Origin of the sequence: Plesiomonas sp. PI-19, assembly GCF_021368255.1 — a bacterium.
GTDB classification, from domain to species: domain Bacteria; phylum Pseudomonadota; class Gammaproteobacteria; order Enterobacterales; family CAMTGL01; genus Plesiomonas; species Plesiomonas shigelloides.
Map to the genome: position 1 here is coordinate 380,001 of NZ_JAJNMQ010000001.1, position 17,888 is coordinate 397,888.

A 17,888-nucleotide genomic window follows, 5' to 3' on the forward strand; every position below is an offset into this window, starting at 1 on the left:
GAATAGGGGAGCCGTAGGGAAACCGAGTCTTAATAGGGCGAATTAGTTGCAAGGTGTAGACCCGAAACCCGGTGATCTAGCCATGGGCAGGTTGAAGGTTGGGTAACACTAACTGGAGGACCGAACCGACTAATGTTGAAAAATTAGCGGATGACTTGTGGCTGGGGGTGAAAGGCCAATCAAACCGGGAGATAGCTGGTTCTCCCCGAAAGCTATTTAGGTAGCGCCTCGGACGAACACCTACGGGGGTAGAGCACTGTTAAGGCTAGGGGGTCATCCCGACTTACCAACCCTTTGCAAACTCCGAATACCGTAGAGTGCTATCCGGGAGACACACGGCGGGTGCTAACGTCCGTCGTGAAGAGGGAAACAACCCAGACCGCCAGCTAAGGTCCCAAAGTCATGGTTAAGTGGGAAACGATGTGGGAAGGCTTAGACAGCTAGGATGTTGGCTTAGAAGCAGCCATCATTTAAAGAAAGCGTAATAGCTCACTAGTCGAGTCGGCCTGCGCGGAAGATGTAACGGGGCTAAACCATGCACCGAAGCTGCGGCAATGACATTTAGGTGTTATTGGGTAGGGGAGCGTTCTGTAAGCGGTTGAAGGTGTACTGTGAGGTATGCTGGACGTATCAGAAGTGCGAATGCTGACATAAGTAACGATAAAGCGGGTGAAAAGCCCGCTCGCCGGAAGACCAAGGGTTCCTGTTCAACGTTAATCGGAGCAGGGTGAGTCGACCCCTAAGGCGAGGCTGAAAAGCGTAGTCGATGGGAAACGGGTTAATATTCCCGTACTTGTGGTAACTGCGAAGGGGGGACGGAGAAAGTTAGGCTATCCGGGCGACGGTTGTCCCGGTTTAAGCGTGAAGGTGGAGAGACTAGGCAAATCCGGTCTTTCATTAACACTGAGGCGTGATGACGAAGCACTACGGTGCTGAAGTAGCTGATACTACGCTTCCAGGAAAAGCCTCTAAGCATCAGGTTACCAGAAATCGTACCCCAAACCGACACAGGTGGTCAGGTAGAGAATACTCAGGCGCTTGAGAGAACTCGGGTGAAGGAACTAGGCAAAATGGTGCCGTAACTTCGGGAGAAGGCACGCTGATGGTAGGTGAAGTCCCTCGCGGATGGAGCTGAAATCAGTCGAAGATACCAGCTGGCTGCAACTGTTTATTAAAAACACAGCACTGTGCAAACACGAAAGTGGACGTATACGGTGTGACGCCTGCCCGGTGCCGGAAGGTTAATTGATGGGGTTAGCGAAAGCGAAGCTCTTGATCGAAGCCCCGGTAAACGGCGGCCGTAACTATAACGGTCCTAAGGTAGCGAAATTCCTTGTCGGGTAAGTTCCGACCTGCACGAATGGCGTAATGATGGCCAGGCTGTCTCCACCCGAGACTCAGTGAAATTGAAATCGCTGTGAAGATGCAGTGTACCCGCGGCAAGACGGAAAGACCCCGTGAACCTTTACTATAGCTTGACACTGAACATTGAGCCTTGATGTGTAGGATAGGTGGGAGGCATTGAAACGTGAACGCCAGTTTGCGTGGAGCCGACCTTGAAATACCACCCTTTAATGTTTGATGTTCTAACGTTGTCCCGTAATCCGGGATACGGACAGTGTCTGGTGGGTAGTTTGACTGGGGCGGTCTCCTCCTAAAGAGTAACGGAGGAGCACGAAGGTTAGCTAAGCATGGTCGGACATCATGCGGTTAGTGCAAAGGCAGAAGCTAGCTTAACTGCGAGACGGACAGGTCGAGCAGATACGAAAGTAGGTCTTAGTGATCCGGTGGTTCTGAATGGAAGGGCCATCGCTCAACGGATAAAAGGTACTCCGGGGATAACAGGCTGATACCGCCCAAGAGTTCATATCGACGGCGGTGTTTGGCACCTCGATGTCGGCTCATCACATCCTGGGGCTGAAGTTGGTCCCAAGGGTATGGCTGTTCGCCATTTAAAGTGGTACGCGAGCTGGGTTTAGAACGTCGTGAGACAGTTCGGTCCCTATCTGTCGTGGGCGTTGGATGATTGAGGGGGGCTGCTCCTAGTACGAGAGGACCGGAGTGGACGCATCTCTGGTGTTCCGGTTGTCACGCCAGTGGCATTGCCGGGTAGCTAAATGCGGAAGAGATAAGCGCTGAAAGCATCTAAGCGCGAAACTTGCCCCGAGATGAGTCATCCCTGAGGCTTAAAGCCTCCTAAAGGGTTGTTGGAGACTACGACGTAGATAGGCAGGGTGTGTAAGCGTAGCGATACGTTGAGCTAACCTGTACTAATTGCCCGTGAGGCTTAACCATACAACGCCAAAGTGATGTTGGAAGAATGAAGTCACAGTTACTTGTTCAAAAGAACAATACATCAGTTATTTAGCTTGTTTTTAGATTTTAGCTCTGGCGCGAGACACAACAACATAGTGTGTACGCGATAGAGAAACAGAATTTGCCTGGCGGCGATAGCGCGGTGGTCCCACCTGACCCCATGCCGAACTCAGAAGTGAAACGCCGTAGCGCCGATGGTAGTGTGGGGTCTCCCCATGCGAGAGTAGGGAACTGCCAGGCATTAAATTTAGCAACCTATACTGATTGGGTTGGAAAAAGAATCGGTGGTGCGGTAGTTCAGTTGGTTAGAATACCGGCCTGTCACGCCGGGGGTCGCGGGTTCGAGTCCCGTCCGCACCGCCACTGATTTAGGGGCGTAGTTCAATTGGTAGAGCGTCGGTCTCCAAAACCGAATGTTGGGGGTTCGAGTCCCTCCGCCCCTGCCAGATAAAAAAGCCAGCAGAAATGCTGGCTTTTTTATTATGTATCGAACACCATTCCTGCATTCCTGCATTCCTGCATTCCTGCATTCCTGCATTCCTGCATTCCTGCATTCCTGCATTCCTGCATTCCTGCATTCCTGCATTCCTGCATTCCTGCATTCCTGCATTCCTGCATTCCTGCATTCCTGCATTCCTGCATTCCTGCATTCCTGCATTCCTGCATAATCCTATGAGTGAATAAGTGATGCGAGTACCTGCTCAAGTGGTGCTGGTTTACTAAAGAGATAACCTTGTAGATAAGTCACATTTCGTTCCGTGAGATATTGCGCTTGTTGTTCTGTTTCGACGCCTTCTGCCACCATGGCCAGAGATAAGCGGTGCCCAAGATCGACGATATTCTCGATGATATGTTCAGATAATGAGCCTTCCCCAATTTGATTCACAAAAGAGCGGTCAATTTTGAGACTGCCAACATGCAGATATTGAAAATAATTCAGTGTCGAGTGGCCGGTACCAAAATCGTCAATGGCTAAGATCACCCCTAATGCCTGTAAAGCATCAAAAAGCGCTGCTGTATCGGCGGTATGCTCGATAGCTTGGCGCTCAGTGAGTTCTAGGACTAATTTGATATCCGTACCTTGGATGGTGTGCAAGAAGACCTGCACATCATCTAGGAGGCTCTGATGCTGGCAATGACGAGCGGTAATATTAAAGCCAATGTGAAACTCTGCCGGTAGCTGTTGTTGATAACGAGAGAGTACGCTGGCGGATTGCTTGAATAACGCGCTGGTCATCGGAATGATCAGATCTGATTCTTCAGCTTGCGGTATAAACAGATCTGGACGGATCAAGCCTTGTTGCGGATGCTTCCAGCGCATGAGGACTTCAATACCGATCACTTGCCGAGTTTTGGCATCAATGATGGTTTGTGCATATGGAATAAATTCGTTATTCAGCAGGGCTCGTTTTAGTTCGGTGGAAAAAGGGTAAGGCTTATTCAACAAATAACCAATGCCGGCGCTGAAGGCGCAAAGAAGGAGGAATAACCCCCAGATATAGGGTTGGTTATTGTGCCAAAAGGCTTGCCAGAATGAGGGATAGTTGAGTGAGGTCTCGATGGCAAACGGGAAGGCAGAAGATAGATATGTGCGGTGATTGATCCCATGCGCGAATGGGTTTTGAGTACTGAACTTCCCGTCTTTCGATAGCCAATGATCATCAATGCGAAGCGCTATCAATAGCTCCGGACTTTCCTGCTGTTGCAGGATACTCTGAAAATAGATGCTGCCGATACTGCTGAGGACGGCGATATTTCCTTTCGTGTTGCGCACAACGATCAGAGGATAGTTTGATTTGACCAAGGTGCCTGGAAGTAGCAGCAGTTTGCCATTATGGTAGCGCGTATATTCATCTTGAACGTGTACCGCGCCATATAGAGATGAGCAGTAAATTGCACCGTGTTGCGCTAGATTGACTGAGCGAACATAAGGTACGGTGGCAACTTGTTTGCGTAACGCTAGTACAATGTTATCGCATTGGGCCAAATCATGCGGCTTAGCCAAAATGGTCTGATTAGCTTGTTCAGCATAGCTTAATAGACCATTGACGGCTTCGGTAGTTTTTTTAGCGGTGTACTCTGCATCGTGGTTGATCTGTCGAATGTAGTCGCTGTACATCAGCCATAGCAGTAAGGAAAATGGGATGAGGATAATCGCAATACATAGCGTGAGTTTATGGCTCAGGCGATTGAGCATGTAACGGCTCCTTAGCCATACAGATGGTGCATTTAATCAAAAACAGCGGTCCGTAAGATATTTTTAGGCTACGCCTGTTTGCCTGATTTTGGTAAGTTTTCGCCGAAATATTGTGATCTTAATAAAGGAAGATAATCTCTAGGCGCGCGGCCTGTGCATTGCTCTGTGGCTGTTGGAGCACTAGAGAGGGCTGGATATTGGTGTTAAGCAGAGGAATAGATGCAAAAAGGGCGATAACTCAATGAGTTATCGCCCTTCCAATCGATTGGTGGAGCTGGCGGGAGTTGAACCCGCGTCCGAAATTACTACGCCGTCGGTACTACATGCTTAGTCTAGTCTTTACATTCGCCGACCAGCTGCGGACAGACACGCCACTGATAGACTATCCCGATTAGATTTAACGCTTCCGCCCCGGGCAAGGCTTCCACGCGATCTCGTTTTGGTTTGACCTCTCTTGATCCCCGTCCTACGAGCGGAGGCTAGGGAGAGAGGGCTCTATGCAGGTTATTAAGCTGCTAGTGCGTAGTTTTCGTCGTTTGCGACTATTTTTTGCGGTTTGTTAACGAGGCCTACCGCACCTCGGCATGCACCTTGGGTTTCGCCAATCCCGTCGAATCCAAAATCAGCCCCAAGTTGTGATTCTGAGTATACCAGAATCTTTTAGTGATGCGTCAACTTATCGCATTAAATAATGCTAAAAAAGTGCTGGATTAGCGCCCTGCGTGCTTCATGATCCGCTCTTTGGCCACTTGCCATTCGCGATCTTTGATATCCGCACGTTTATCATGCAGTTTTTTACCTTTGGCCAGACCGATTTTGACCTTCACCCATGGCCCTTTCCAGTACAGGCTCAGTGGCATCAAGGTATAACCATCGCGGTTGACGCTGCCATACAGAACATCCAGCTCGCGCTGCTTGAGCAGCAATTTGCGGGTGCGGGTTGGATCGCACACGACATGGCTGGACGCGACAGACAGCGGGTTGATGGTCGAGCCAAATAAAAAGGCCTCGCCGTCTTTTAGCAATACGTAGCTTTCACTGATGTTGGCTTTGCCCGCACGCAGTGATTTGACTTCCCAGCCTTGCAGTGACAGGCCGGCTTCCATGTCATTTTCGATAAAATATTCGTGGCGGGCTCGTTTGTTTAACGCAATGGTCGACGACCCCGCTTTTTTATTGGCATTTTTCTTTGTCATAAGACCACCTTAACTCAGGCCGAGCCTGATGCTTTGAATATGGTTGCTATTCTACCGTCTTTTACCGGTGATGAACCATCTCTGACTTTGGGAGTGTGAAATTGAATGCTATGATCGGGGCGTTTTTTGTGTTGTGAGGTATTGCTATGCCCCAGATCAGTCGTTCGGCGCTGGTTCCGTTCAGTGCTGAGCAGATGTATACACTGGTCAATGATGTGAGTGCGTATCCAGCGTTTTTGCCCGGGTGTGTTGGCAGCCGGATTTTGTCGCAGGCGTCAGATGAGATGACCGCGGCAGTGGATGTGTCGAAGGCCGGGATCAGCAAGACCTTTGTGACGAAAAATACGTTACAGCAAAATCAGAAAATTCAGATGAATCTGGTCGATGGTCCGTTTCGTAAGCTCAGCGGTGGTTGGCATTTTACTGCGCTCAGTGAGGATGCGTGTAAAGTGGAGCTGCATCTGGACTTCGAATTTACCAGTGTGCTGGTAGAAGCGGCATTTGGCCGGATCTTTAAAGAGCTGGCCGGTAATATGGTTAATGCATTTACCTCGCGCGCGAAGGAGGTGTACGGTGGCTGAGATTCATGTGGAAGTCGCGTATGCCTTGCCGAATGTACAACGCGTATTAAGTTTGTCGGTGCCGGATACGGCCACGGTGGAAGAGATTATTCTGCGCTCGGGGATATTACAGATGTGCCCGGATATCGATTTGCGGGTCAATCGTGTTGGTGTGTACAGCCGGATGGTTAAGCTTTCCGATCGTGTACATGACGGTGATCGAATCGAGATTTATCGTCCTTTACTGGCCGATCCGAAAGAGATGCGTCGTCTGCGTGCCGAGCGGGCGAAGAAAAACGCCTAGTTTGTTTTCTCATCGTGATGCGCTGCATGGCTGTCGATAAACACGTGACTGTTGGTAAAACAATAGTCGACAAACAATAAAAGCCAGATAAAAGATAAAGAAAAACCGGTCTTAGTAAGTCAGCAATGACTCGGACCGGTTTTTTTCTATTTTCTTTTCTGACGTGGTTTTTCTCGCCAGCGTGGTAATCAAGAGTTCGCGGCTGCTAATTAGCTATTGTGCTCGAGGTTAGCGGGCAGTTGGTCTTGATTTTTAATCTGACTCAGCAGTCCTTGGCTGTCGAAGCTCAAAACCAGTGTTTGCTGGGTTGGTGCATCGTGGCCTTTTTGCTGGCGGAACACGTAGTACCACGTATCGCTGCCAAATGGATCATTGAGCAGTGGCGTACCGAGCAGATACAGCACCTGATCTTTGTTCATTCCCTGTCGCAGCTGTGCGACATCCTTTTGCTCCAGGTAGTTACCCTGGTCCACATCAATGCGGTACACCACTTTTTCGACCGTGGAGCAACCTGCGGTGAGCATGGTCAGCAGACATGCAGTAATCAGTGTTTTACAGCGCATAGCGAGTCAGTATTCCTGTAAACGAGTTACCCGTGATAATAATCAACCCGGACGCTAAAGTAAAAACAGATATGTGATCTGTGCGACCGGATCACGCTGCCAGCAGTTCACGCGCATTGGCGAGGGTATTCTCTGTGATTTGGCTGCCGCCAAGCAAGCGGGCCAGTTCATTCAAGCGCGCTTCGTTACTAAGTAAAGTCATCCGCGTTTCAGTCATCTGGCCATCGGTGAACTTGCTGACAAAATAGTGATTATGGCCACAACCGGCGACCTGCGGCAGGTGGGTGACACACAACACTTGGGTGGACTCGCCGAGCTGACGCAGCAGCTTGCCGACAATCGCGGCGGTTGGGCCGCTGATCCCCACATCCACTTCATCGAAAATCAGGCTAGGAGTATCGACTTTACGTGCGGTGATCACCTGAATTGCCAGTGAAATCCGTGACAGTTCGCCCCCCGATGCTACTTTGCCCAGTGCTTGTGCCGGTTGGCCGGGGTTGGTGGTGACGGTAAATTCAATGTGATCAAAGCCAAGCGGCGTCAGACGCTGCTCGCTGGCGTTGAGTTCAATAAAGAAATTGCCATTTTCCATCGACAGCTCGCGCATGCTACGGGTGATGAGGCTCGCCAACTCACCGGCATAGCGTTGACGGCTCTGGCTGAGTTTCTCGGCGCTGTGTAGCATCGCTTCGCGGTAGGCTTGTTCACGCAGCTCGAGCTGCTCGCTATCGAGATCTTGTTCGCGCAAAGTATCGAGCTCATCGCGGATGCTTTGATGCAGCTCCGGCAGCTCATCGGGTTGAATATGATGCTTACGTGCCAGCTGCACCGCTTTGGCTAAGCGCTGCTCCAGATATTGCAGACGCTGCGGGTCTAGATCGAGGCGGTCTAAATAGTGGCGCAGTTCATCGCTGACTTCTTGCAGTTGGATGGTTGCTTCTTCCAGCATGTGTACCAGCGGTTGCAGCTGCGGATCCAACTCGGCAGACTGACTGACGCGCTGCTCGGCTAAACGCATCAGACTCAAAATGCTGTTTTCATCCGCTTCGTACAAAATCTGTAAGGATTCACCGCTCAGTTGCAGCAGCTCACCGCTGTTGGACAGCCGCTTATACTCCTCATCAATTTGCTGAAACTCACCGATTTGCAGTGCGAACTCATCCAGCTCTTTGACTTGATATTGCAGCAGTTGCAGACGAGCTTCGCGCTCGCTGCGGTTTTGCTCGAAGGCTTTGAGGGCATTTTTTTGTTCGCGCCAGGTTTGATAAGCCTGACGCATTTCATCCAGCAGCCCTTGGTGACCAGCATAGGCATCCAGTAATTGCAGCTGATAATCGGGCTTGAGCAGACGCTGGTGGGCATGCTGACCGTGAATATGAATCAGGTGTTGGCCTAAGTCGCGCAGCTGTGAGGCGGGCACTGGCGTGCCGTTAATAAAGGCTTTCGAGCGCCCATCAGCGCTGATCACGCGGCGCAGGATACAGTCATCGCCTTCATCCAGTTGGTTATCTTCCAACCAGCGGCGGGCGGCTGGGTTGCCTTGCAATAAAAAGCTGGCCGATACTTCAGCGCGCTTGGCATCTGCGCGCACCATTGCCGCTTCTGCACGCTCTCCGAGACATAATCCTAACGCATCAATGGCGATGGATTTACCGGCACCGGTTTCGCCGGTAATGGTGGTCATTCCGGCATGGAAATCCATCGCCAGTTCACGCACGATAGCAAAATTATTGACGGTTAATTGAGCCAGCATCGGAGAGCCTCTGTGCAAATATCCATTACTGTATACAAAGACAGTATATACTGGTTTTGTATACAGTAAAGATCTGCACGGCAAGATTCCCGCTGGTTACTCGGACTCTAAGAGGCGAGGTCAGGGTTGTGACGATTTAAAACAGCTTTTTCGACCACCCTAGCTTGCTGCTAAGAATATTGAAGTAGTTGTACTCTTTAGGGTGAATGAGGCGCAGGCGGTGCGGGCTTTTGCGGATCACCACTTCATCGCCTTGCTGGATAGGCAGGGCAATTTGGCTGTCGCAGCTGATTTCCAGCGTGCTAGTGGTGCCTTGGGAAAAGCGCAATCGAATGTGGCTGTTGCTGTCGATCACCAACGGGCGCGCGGACAGGGTATGCGGGAACATCGGCACCAAGGTGATGGCATCCAGATTCGGGGTCAGGATGGGGCCGCCAGCGGACAGTGAGTAGGCGGTGGAGCCGGTTGGGGTCGAGATAATCAGGCCATCGGAGCGTTGGGAAAACGCAAAGCGGTTATCGATGTAAACCTCAAACTCTATCATGTGCGCGACTTTACCGGGGTGCAGCACTGCTTCGTTGATGGCGCTGCTGGCGCGTTTAGGGCGATCGCCACTGAACACTTCCGCTTCCAGTAAAAAGCGGTCTTCGGTGAGGTAATCACCGGCCAGCACTTCGCTTAACTGAGTTTGTGCATTTTCTGGGTCGAGATCGGTTAAAAAGCCCAAGTTACCGCGGTTGACACCAATCATCGCCACACCGTAGCGCGCTAATACCCGTGCGGCACCCAACATATTGCCATCCCCCCCAATAACCACCGCGAGGTCAGCCTGCTGGCCAATTTCGGTCAAGCTGGCGGTGTTCGCATCGGTGATTTGCAGGGCATGAGCGACTTGGCGCTCTAACAGAACATGGTAGCCTTGAGCCGTCAGCCAGCGATATAGGGTCTCATGAGTTGCTAGTCCAGCTTGATGGCGAGGACGACCAACCAGAGCTATACATGTAAATCCTGAATTCATTTTTGTGCCTTTTCGCTGTAACTGAGATCTCGGCCGGATAATCCGGCGGCCGTTGGCCGGGATTTTACCCTTGAATCACCGCTTTTCGTCCCCATAATAAGCTAACTAAGGTTGAGAATGCCAAATCGCGGAGAAATTCATGAGCCAACAAGAGATTAATCCACAAACTGAACAGACTGAAGCCGAGCAAGCTGCGATGTCTGCTGAAGAAACTGAGCTGGAAGTGAGTGCTGATCCGCGCGATGCCCGTATCGCTGAGCTGGAAAAAGAGCTGGATGCAGCCAAAAGCAATGAGCGTGATAGTGTTTTGCGCGCGCGCGCTGAAGTTGACAACATCCGTCGTCGTGCTGAGCAAGATGTCGAGAAGGCGCACAAGTTTGCGCTGGAGAAGTTTGCTAACGAGCTGCTGCCGGTCATCGATAGCTTGGAGCGCGCCGTTGAGCTGGCTGACAAGCAAAACACCGATCTGCACGCCATGATTGAAGGCGTTGAGCTGACCTTGAAATCACTGTACAGCGCGATGAACAAGTTCGGTGTTGAGCCTGTTGACCAAGTTGGCTGCCCATTCAACCCTGATGTGCATCAGGCGATGAGCATGGTGGAATCTGCCGAACATCCAGCCAATCACATCGTGATGGTGCTGCAAAAAGGCTATACCCTGAACGGTCGTCTGATCCGTCCAGCGATGGTGATGGTATCCAAGGGTAACAGCGTCGATACTCAGGCTTAATGGCCGTTACTGACTCACGTTAGCGCGTGAGTCAGTGTCTAAGTCTGCGGAATATCGCTGATCTTCGTTGCAGACTGTGAATAAAAAAAGAGCACCGCGAGGGTGCTCTTTTTTATGGATAACGTGTAGAGGCGCTAATTACGCGGTTTGCAGCTGCGCCGCTGGCTGAGTTTTTTTCAGCTCACCTACAGGCAGTACGGTACGGCCATAGGTTTCGTTCAGCACTTGAGCCATCGCAAAGTAGATTGCGCTGAAGCCACAGATGATGCCTTCGAAGCCAGCAATGGTACCGATCAGTTCACTACCGGTCAGGTCACGCGCCGCCAGCAGGAAGAACAGCACGGTCAGGCTGGCAAAGACGAATTGCTTTGCGCGGCAGTATTTCAGGCTACCGAAGAACATGAACAGGGTGAAGATGCCCCACATGCCCAGGTACAGACCCATGAACGCGTGTTCAGTTGGTGCGGTCAGACCCATCGCTGGCAGCAGCCACAGGAATACCAGCGTCAGCCAGAACAGACCGTAAGAGGTAAATGCGGTTGTTCCGAAGGTATCCCCTTTCTTAAAGCACATAATCCCGACGATAACCTGCGCTAAGCCGCCGTAGAAAATACCCATGGTCATGATCATGGCGCTGACAGGGAAGAAACCGGCGTTGTGAATGTTCAGCAGCACGGTGGTCATACCGAAACCCATCAGACCGAGAGGAGCCGGATTGGCCAGATTGCAGTTGGACACGAAGTTCTCCTTTGATTGGTTTACACCAATACCCAAAAAAAGACGGTATACCGTCGGAAAATAAAAATTAGGGGAAAATGTAAGAAAATTTTAATGCGCTTAACTGCGCGCGCGAATGATACGTTTATTGTTGAAATAATCAATACACGGTTGAAAAAATACCCGGTCGTCCAGTTTCACTGCGGGGGGCAAAAAAAATTAAAAAAATTTCGCTTCTCCCCCTTGAGGTTCAAAAATGCGACCCCACTTATTAATCAACCGCAAGAGCGACGGGTGAGCCTAAGAGAACACAGACAAGAATGTGGACTGGCTTAGCCCGGATTAAACAGAATTTAAGTTAAAGTTTTGGAGATGCACTATGGGCAAGATTATCGGTATTGACCTGGGTACTACCAACTCCTGTGTTGCCATCATGGATGGTGACAAGCCACGTGTTATTGAGAACAGCGAAGGTGATCGCACCACGCCTTCCATCATCGCTTACACTCAAGACGGTGAAATCCTGGTAGGTCAACCGGCAAAACGTCAGGCAGTAACTAACCCGCAAAACACACTGTTTGCTATCAAGCGTCTGATCGGTCGTCGTTTCACTGACGAAGAAGTTCAGCGCGACGAAAGCATCATGCCATTCAAAATTGTTCAAGCGGACAATGGCGATGCGTGGGTAGAAGCGAAAGGCCAGAAAATGGCGCCACCACAAGTGTCTGCTGAAGTTCTGAAGAAAATGAAGAAAACAGCAGAAGACTTCCTGGGTGAGCCAGTCACTGAAGCTGTTATCACCGTACCTGCTTACTTTAACGATGCGCAGCGTCAGGCAACCAAAGATGCCGGCCGTATCGCAGGTCTGGAAGTAAAACGTATCATCAACGAACCAACTGCTGCGGCACTGGCTTACGGTCTGGACAAAGAAGGTGGTGATCACACCATCGCTGTGTACGACTTAGGTGGTGGTACTTTCGATATCTCCATTATCGAAATCAACGAGATGGATGGCGACAAGACTTTCGAAGTACTGGCAACCAACGGTGATACTCACTTAGGTGGTGAAGACTTCGATAACCGTCTGATCAACTATCTGGTAGACGAATTCAAGAAAGAGCAGGGTATCGACCTGCGTAACGATCCACTGGCGATGCAGCGTCTGAAAGAAGCAGCAGAAAAAGCCAAGATCGAGCTGTCTTCTGCACAGCAGACCGACGTGAACCTGCCGTACATCACTGCAGATGCCACCGGTCCTAAGCACATGAACATCAAAGTGACCCGTGCCAAACTGGAATCACTGGTTGAAGATCTGGTTCAGCGTTCTCTGGAGCCACTGAAAGTTGCGCTGCAGGATGCCGGCCTGTCTGTTTCTGAGATCGATGATGTGATCTTGGTGGGTGGTCAGACTCGTATGCCAATGGTTCAGAAGAAAGTTGCTGAATTCTTTGGTAAAGAGCCACGTAAAGACGTGAACCCAGACGAAGCAGTAGCTATCGGTGCGGCGGTTCAAGGTGGTGTTCTGGCCGGTGACGTGAAAGACGTACTGCTGCTGGACGTAACACCTCTGTCTCTGGGTATCGAAACCATGGGCAGCGTGATGACCAAGCTGATCGAGAAGAACACCACTATCCCGACCAAGCACAGCCAAGTGTTCTCTACTGCTGAGGACAACCAAACTGCAGTAACCATCCATGTTCTGCAGGGTGAGCGTAAGCGTGCCGGTGATAACAAGTCTCTGGGTCAGTTCAACTTAGAAGGTATCCAGCCAGGACCACGTGGTACAGCGCAGATCGAAGTCACCTTCGATATCGATGCCGACGGTATCCTGCACGTGTCTGCTAAAGACAAGAACACCGGTCGTGAGCAGAAGATCACCATCAAGGCATCTTCTGGTCTGAGCGATGAAGAAATCCAACAAATGGTACGTGATGCTGAAGCTAACGCGGATGCTGACCGTAAGTTTGAAGAGCTGGTACAGACCCGTAACCAAGCGGATCACCTGATCCACGGTACCCGTAAGCAAATCACCGAGCTGGGTGACAAGCTGCCAGCAGATGAAAAGACCAAGATCGAAGAAGCGCTGACTGCGCTGGAAAAAGCGGCGAAAGGCGAAGATAAAGCCGACATCGAAGCGAAAATTCAAGCTCTGGTTGAAGCATCTGCCAAGCTGATGGAACTGGGCCAGCAAGAAGCGCAAGCACAAGCTCAGGCTCAATCCGGCGCGGATACCGGCTCAGCAAAACAAGACGATGACGTTGTTGACGCTGAGTTCGAAGAAGTTAAAGACAAAAAATAATTCCTTGATAAAGGGATTGTGAGAACATGGTACGGGCGTTGGATGCAGATCCTGCGCCCGTACATTCATGTAGGGGCAGGTGAAAGAGATTATGGCGAAGCGCGATTATTACGAGATTCTGGGAGTTTCCCGCGAGGCGGATGAACGGGAAATTAAAAAGGCGTACAAGCGTCTGGCAATGAAATATCACCCGGACCGCAATCAGGGCGACAAAGAATCCGAAGACCGCTTCAAGGAAATTAAAGAAGCGTATGAGATCTTAACGGATGCTCAAAAGAAAGCGGCATATGACCAGTATGGTCACGCGGCGTTCGAGCAAGGTGGCATGGGCGGCGCAGGCGGTTTTGGCGGCGGTGCAGATTTCAGCGATATTTTCGGTGATGTTTTTGGTGACATTTTCGGTGGCGGCCGCCGTTCGCAACGTGCCAGCCGTGGTGCGGATCTGCGTTACACCATGGAACTGACTCTGGAAGAAGCGGTTCGAGGTGTAACCAAAGAGATCAAGGTACCGACCATGGTAGCTTGTGATGTTTGCGATGGTAGCGGTGCTAAGGCCGGTACTAAGGCTACCACGTGCCCGACCTGTCACGGTGCCGGCCAAGTCCAGATGCGCCAAGGCTTCTTCGCGGTGCAGCAGACCTGTCCAACCTGTCATGGTCGTGGCCAGATCATCCAAGATCCGTGCAACAAGTGCCACGGTGAAGGCCGTGTGCAGAAGACCAAGACACTGTCGGTTAAGATCCCGGCAGGGGTGGACACTGGCGATCGCATTCGTCTGTCCGGTGAAGGCGAAGCCGGTGAGTTTGGCGCGCCAGCTGGCGACTTGTATGTACAGGTACACGTTAAAGATCACCCAATCTTCAAACGTGAAGACAACAACCTGTACTGTGAAGTACCGATTAGCTTCACCATGGCAGCATTGGGCGGCGAAGTTGAAGTGCCAACCTTGGATGGTCGGGTTAACCTGAAGATCCCAGCCGAAACCCAGACTGGCCGTATGTTCCGTATGCGTGGTAAGGGCGTGAAATCTGTCCGTGGTGGCGCAGTGGGCGATCTGATGTGCCGCGTGGTAGTGGAAACGCCAGTGAAACTGAGCGAGCGCCAAAAAGAGCTGCTCAAAGAGCTGGAAGAGAGCTTCACCGGTGATGCTCGCAGCAAGCATAGCCCGAAAGAAAAAAGCTTCCTTGATGGCGTGAAGAAATTCTTCGACGATCTGACTCGCTAAGCGCAGTTCTATCATCTCACGGTGTCATATCGTGGTGCCGAGAGGTGAGAACGAGTTAAGACGCTAGTGCGTGAAGTTTTAGACGATTAGAGAAGATAGCTGACTGAAAACCCCGTCCGCCTTGGCGTGACGGGGTTTTTTATGCGCGTTATTTTATGCGTGTTAGTTGGGCGATGGCTGTTTTTTTGTTTGCTTTGCCGATGCTTAAGACGCAGGTTTTTCCTTTCTTTTTTCCTTATCTCTGCTCCTGTTAACGCGCGTGTTCATTACCGGCACATTAAAAGGTGCGCAGCAAGAGCAGACTGCCGGCGAGTACCGAAAGCAGTACCGGTGCGCCGGTCAAAAATCCCAATCGGCGATTACCGATAAACACAGTCATGGCCATCTTGACCACGCTATTGACGGCAGCAGCAATAAAAATCCCTTGTACCGCAATGGTCAGCGCACCGTGCCGGCTTTGCTGCGCGAGGGCCAACGTGATGGCATCCACATCGGTTAAACCTGATATCGCAGCCAGCAGCAAGGTGCCCGCTTGACCAAACCACAGTCCTAACGCTTTGGACAGGACAATAATCAGCAGCAGCAATAAGCCGAAAAACAGTGCCGCCGAGAGCGACAGCGGGTTTTGACTGCTGGCTGGTTGCTGATATTGCTGGTGGCGGTGACACCACCAGATAACGCAGGCCGGCAGATAAAAGCCAAGCATCATTAGCAGCATCGCCGGCCACAGCTCACGGAATAGCGCTGGATTGAGCACAAAGCAGACGAGCAGAACGCGCGGAAACATGGTGCCGCAACTGAGCAAAATTCCGCTGGCTAGCAGTGGGCTCAGTTCAGGCTCTTGGCGCGACAGGTGGGAAAATTGCAGCGTCAGTGCCGTAGAGGAGCTAAACCCCGCACAGACCGAGGTAAAGAGAATACCCTTTTGCGGACCGCCGATTTTGATGGCGAAGTGACTGATAAATGAGATCCCCGCAATTAGCACCACCATCCACCAAATCTGGTACGGGTTAATGGCCTGCCAAGGGCCAAAACCTTCATTGGGCAGCAGCGGGAGCATCACCACCGAGATCAGCAGCAGGCGCAGAGCTGCATCTAATTCGTACTCTTGTAATTTTTGCAGTGCATTGTGCAGCTCTTGCTTGTTATCCAAAATCAGCGTGGTCAGTACGGCCGCCGGCGCGGCCAACAGCGGATAGCCGGCGGTGGCCAGCGCACCAAGCAGGCAAGTGAGTAGCATGCCGACTGAGTCGGTAATGCTGAGATTCATGTGCTGCTGTTGGCGATAGTGGTAGGCCAGTGCAATGATTGCTGCCAGCGCCAGCAGTACAAAACCTAAGACGAGCGGGCTGAAGGCGCGCGACAGTAAGCCGCTGATCCCGCCGGTTAGCCCGATCAGTGAGTAGGTGCGGATCCCCGCAATGCGTCGCCCAGTTTCTTCATTGCGTAGTGTCCAACCGCGCTGTAGACCGATGACCGCGCCCAGACACAGTGCGATCAGTAGTGTCCAGAACGGGGCTAATTGCGGGTTCTGCTCCATGATGTCGACTCCCTGCGTAGGCTTATTCTTTCAGCATACTCCGCACGACTGCAGTGGACAAATTATCATCAATCCTCTGCGCTAGTACTACGCTTGCAGTTCGCTGAGCTGGGCGGTAATGTGCGCAGCAGTAAATCTCACCTCAATGGTTAGCTTAGGAAAACCTGACGGAGTTTGTTATGCAGCAGGGATGTCTTCCTTCAGTCCACAAAATACTCAAACGCAGCGTGTTGGTATCGTTATTGGCCTGCGGGCTAGCCGGTTGTGCTTCATCGCCGACTGGTCGTTCGCAAGTGTTGATGTACTCACCGGCGCAGATGGCGGAGTTAGGCGAACAGTCGTTTAGTCAGCTAAAACAGCAGCAACCGGTGGTGAAAGATGCACGAACTCGCCGCTATGTGCAGTGTGTCGCCGATGCGGTGACTTCGGCCTTGCCGGCTTATACCGGCGATCCGGCAGTTAGTGCTCAGCAGTGGGAAGTGGTGGTGTTTGATAGCCCAGAGGTTAATGCGTTTGCTCTGCCGGGCGGAAAAATTGGCGTTTACAGCGGCTTGCTGAAGGTGGCTGAAAATCAAGATCAGCTGGCGACCGTGATTGGCCATGAAGTATCGCATGTGCTGGCGCAGCACAGTAATGAGCGGTTATCGCGCTCACAGCTGGCGGCCCTCGGAATGAACATCGCCGGCTCGGTATTAGGTGAGCAGGCATACGGGCAAGAGGCTATGGCGGCGCTTGGCTTAGGGGTTCAGGTCGGTGTGCTGTTGCCGTATGGCCGAGCGCAAGAAAGTGAAGCCGATGACTTAGGCTTAACCTTGATGGCACAGGCCGGTTTTGACCCGCGTCAGGCCGTGATTTTGTGGCAGCGCATGGCGGCGCAAGAAGGCACTGCGCCAGTTGCGCTGCTCTCCACGCACCCGTCGAGTCAGACCCGCATCAGCCAACTACAAGCATGGGAAGCTAGAGCTTTACCGTTGATGCAACAAGCGCATGCAGCAGGGCGGCGTCCGCAGTGTAAGGCGTAAACATCCACATTTATGGCCCTTGGTTGGGAGGAGACTTGGCTACTCCCAGCAATTACTTGGTGTTTTATCACTGTGTTGATTGATAGTGAGGCTTAGGCAAGCGCTATCTTTGAGCTGTGAACCTTTTGCGGTGGCTTTCAGTTGATAGCCATTATCCTGAGCTTCAGTACTAAATGTGTAATAGCTACTGTTGCTAATACCGAGTTCGTTGATGTTATTTGAGTATTTGTGTGGGGTGGAGGTTAACCATTGTTTTTCTTGTTTAAGTTGTGCTTGCAGTAGTTGTGTTATGGCCTCTGAGCGTCGTGATTTCAGGATATGATTTTGATAAGACGGAATCGCGATTGCAGAAATTATGGCAATAACTGCAACAGTAATCATAAGCTCAATAAGTGTGAAACCGTTTTTCATGCTATTTCCCTAATAATTGGAATCCATCTCTAAGTAA

Annotated in this window: 14 protein-coding genes, 2 tRNA genes, 2 rRNA genes and 1 other RNA gene (1 of these 19 only partly in view); 10 read left to right on the plus strand and 9 right to left on the minus strand. The window is 51.3% G+C overall.

Annotated elements, in window-relative coordinates; translation table 11 throughout:
* The 4 genes from LQ901_RS01735 to LQ901_RS01750 form a co-directional block, all read left to right on the plus strand.
* Positions 1 to 2,295, plus strand: a 23S ribosomal RNA gene (locus LQ901_RS01735); it begins 609 nt to the left of the window's first position.
* 145 nt (positions 2,296 to 2,440) lie between these two features.
* Positions 2,441 to 2,556: ribosomal RNA gene (rrf, locus tag LQ901_RS01740) — 5S ribosomal RNA — on the plus strand.
* A gap of 46 nt (positions 2,557 to 2,602) precedes the next feature.
* Positions 2,603 to 2,679 (plus strand) — tRNA-Asp (locus LQ901_RS01745).
* Between the two features lie 7 nt (positions 2,680 to 2,686).
* Positions 2,687 to 2,762, plus strand: a tRNA-Trp gene (locus tag LQ901_RS01750).
* Positions 2,763 to 2,986: 224 nt separating this feature from the next.
* On the opposite strand, the gene LQ901_RS01755 is transcribed toward LQ901_RS01750, so the two are convergent.
* The 3 genes from LQ901_RS01755 to smpB all read right to left on the minus strand — a co-directional run bounded on the left by LQ901_RS01755 (position 2,987) and on the right by smpB (position 5,709).
* Positions 2,987 to 4,513 (minus strand): EAL domain-containing protein, encoded by a 1,527-nt coding sequence (locus LQ901_RS01755; RefSeq protein WP_064978144.1) that lies wholly within the window; start codon positions 4,511 to 4,513, stop codon positions 2,987 to 2,989.
* Positions 4,514 to 4,779: 266 nt separating this feature from the next.
* Positions 4,780 to 5,143: a transfer-messenger RNA gene (gene ssrA, locus LQ901_RS01760) on the minus strand.
* 80 nt (positions 5,144 to 5,223) lie between these two features.
* Entirely contained in the window at positions 5,224 to 5,709 is a 486-nt protein-coding gene (gene smpB, locus LQ901_RS01765) for an SsrA-binding protein SmpB (RefSeq protein WP_010864458.1), read from the minus strand.
* Between the two features lie 146 nt (positions 5,710 to 5,855).
* On the opposite strand from smpB, the gene LQ901_RS01770 reads away from it, so the two are divergent.
* Together LQ901_RS01770 and LQ901_RS01775 are read left to right on the plus strand one after the other, a co-directional pair.
* A complete protein-coding gene (locus LQ901_RS01770; RefSeq protein ID WP_010864457.1) occupies positions 5,856 to 6,290 on the plus strand; it encodes a type II toxin-antitoxin system RatA family toxin in 435 nt (144 codons plus the stop codon).
* Positions 6,283 to 6,573 carry an RnfH family protein gene (locus LQ901_RS01775; RefSeq protein ID WP_010864456.1) on the plus strand — a complete coding sequence of 97 codons (291 nt, stop codon included), beginning with the start codon at positions 6,283 to 6,285 and terminating at the stop codon, positions 6,571 to 6,573. Before LQ901_RS01770 ends, LQ901_RS01775 begins: the two co-directional genes overlap by 8 nt.
* Positions 6,574 to 6,782: 209 nt before the next feature.
* On the opposite strand, the gene bamE is transcribed toward LQ901_RS01775, so the two are convergent.
* The 3 genes from bamE to nadK form a co-directional block, all read right to left on the minus strand.
* The gene (gene bamE, locus LQ901_RS01780; protein ID WP_010864455.1) at positions 6,783 to 7,136 is read right to left on the minus strand and encodes an outer membrane protein assembly factor BamE; all 354 of its coding nucleotides are present in this window, start codon (positions 7,134 to 7,136) and stop codon (positions 6,783 to 6,785) included.
* A gap of 91 nt (positions 7,137 to 7,227) precedes the next feature.
* Positions 7,228 to 8,889, minus strand: a complete 1,662-nt coding sequence (recN, locus tag LQ901_RS01785; RefSeq protein ID WP_064978143.1) for a DNA repair protein RecN — start codon at positions 8,887 to 8,889, stop codon at positions 7,228 to 7,230.
* 136 nt (positions 8,890 to 9,025) lie between these two features.
* On the minus strand, positions 9,026 to 9,907 hold the full coding sequence (gene nadK / locus LQ901_RS01790) for an NAD(+) kinase (protein WP_010864453.1): 882 nt from the start codon (positions 9,905 to 9,907) through the stop codon (positions 9,026 to 9,028).
* Positions 9,908 to 10,046: 139 nt separating this feature from the next.
* Between nadK and grpE the strand changes: the two genes are divergently transcribed.
* Entirely contained in the window at positions 10,047 to 10,637 is a 591-nt protein-coding gene (gene grpE / locus LQ901_RS01795) for a nucleotide exchange factor GrpE (protein ID WP_010864452.1), read from the plus strand.
* Between the two features lie 138 nt (positions 10,638 to 10,775).
* Here the strand turns inward: grpE and LQ901_RS01800 are convergent, their stop codons facing one another.
* Positions 10,776 to 11,375: an acetate uptake transporter gene (locus LQ901_RS01800; RefSeq protein WP_197665205.1), complete on the minus strand. Its 600-nt coding sequence runs from the start codon at positions 11,373 to 11,375 to the stop codon at positions 10,776 to 10,778.
* Between the two features lie 358 nt (positions 11,376 to 11,733).
* On the opposite strand from LQ901_RS01800, the gene dnaK reads away from it, so the two are divergent.
* The gene (gene dnaK / locus LQ901_RS01805; protein ID WP_010864450.1) at positions 11,734 to 13,653 is read left to right on the plus strand and encodes a molecular chaperone DnaK; all 1,920 of its coding nucleotides are present in this window, start codon (positions 11,734 to 11,736) and stop codon (positions 13,651 to 13,653) included.
* A 91-nt stretch (positions 13,654 to 13,744) separates the two neighbouring features.
* On the plus strand, positions 13,745 to 14,878 hold the full coding sequence (gene dnaJ / locus LQ901_RS01810; protein ID WP_010864449.1) for a molecular chaperone DnaJ: 1,134 nt from the start codon (positions 13,745 to 13,747) through the stop codon (positions 14,876 to 14,878).
* A 277-nt stretch (positions 14,879 to 15,155) separates the two neighbouring features.
* Here the strand turns inward: dnaJ and LQ901_RS01815 are convergent, their stop codons facing one another.
* Positions 15,156 to 16,418, minus strand: coding sequence for an MgtC/SapB family protein (locus tag LQ901_RS01815; RefSeq protein ID WP_233671928.1), 1,263 nt, complete (start codon positions 16,416 to 16,418; stop codon positions 15,156 to 15,158).
* Positions 16,419 to 16,597: 179 nt separating this feature from the next.
* Between LQ901_RS01815 and LQ901_RS01820 the strand changes: the two genes are divergently transcribed.
* The gene (locus LQ901_RS01820; protein WP_064978142.1) at positions 16,598 to 17,440 is read left to right on the plus strand and encodes a M48 family metallopeptidase; all 843 of its coding nucleotides are present in this window, start codon (positions 16,598 to 16,600) and stop codon (positions 17,438 to 17,440) included.
* A 39-nt stretch (positions 17,441 to 17,479) separates the two neighbouring features.
* On the opposite strand, the gene LQ901_RS01825 is transcribed toward LQ901_RS01820, so the two are convergent.
* On the minus strand, positions 17,480 to 17,851 hold the full coding sequence (locus LQ901_RS01825; RefSeq protein ID WP_064978141.1) for a type IV pilin protein: 372 nt from the start codon (positions 17,849 to 17,851) through the stop codon (positions 17,480 to 17,482).
* Positions 17,852 to 17,888: the final 37 nt, after the last annotated feature.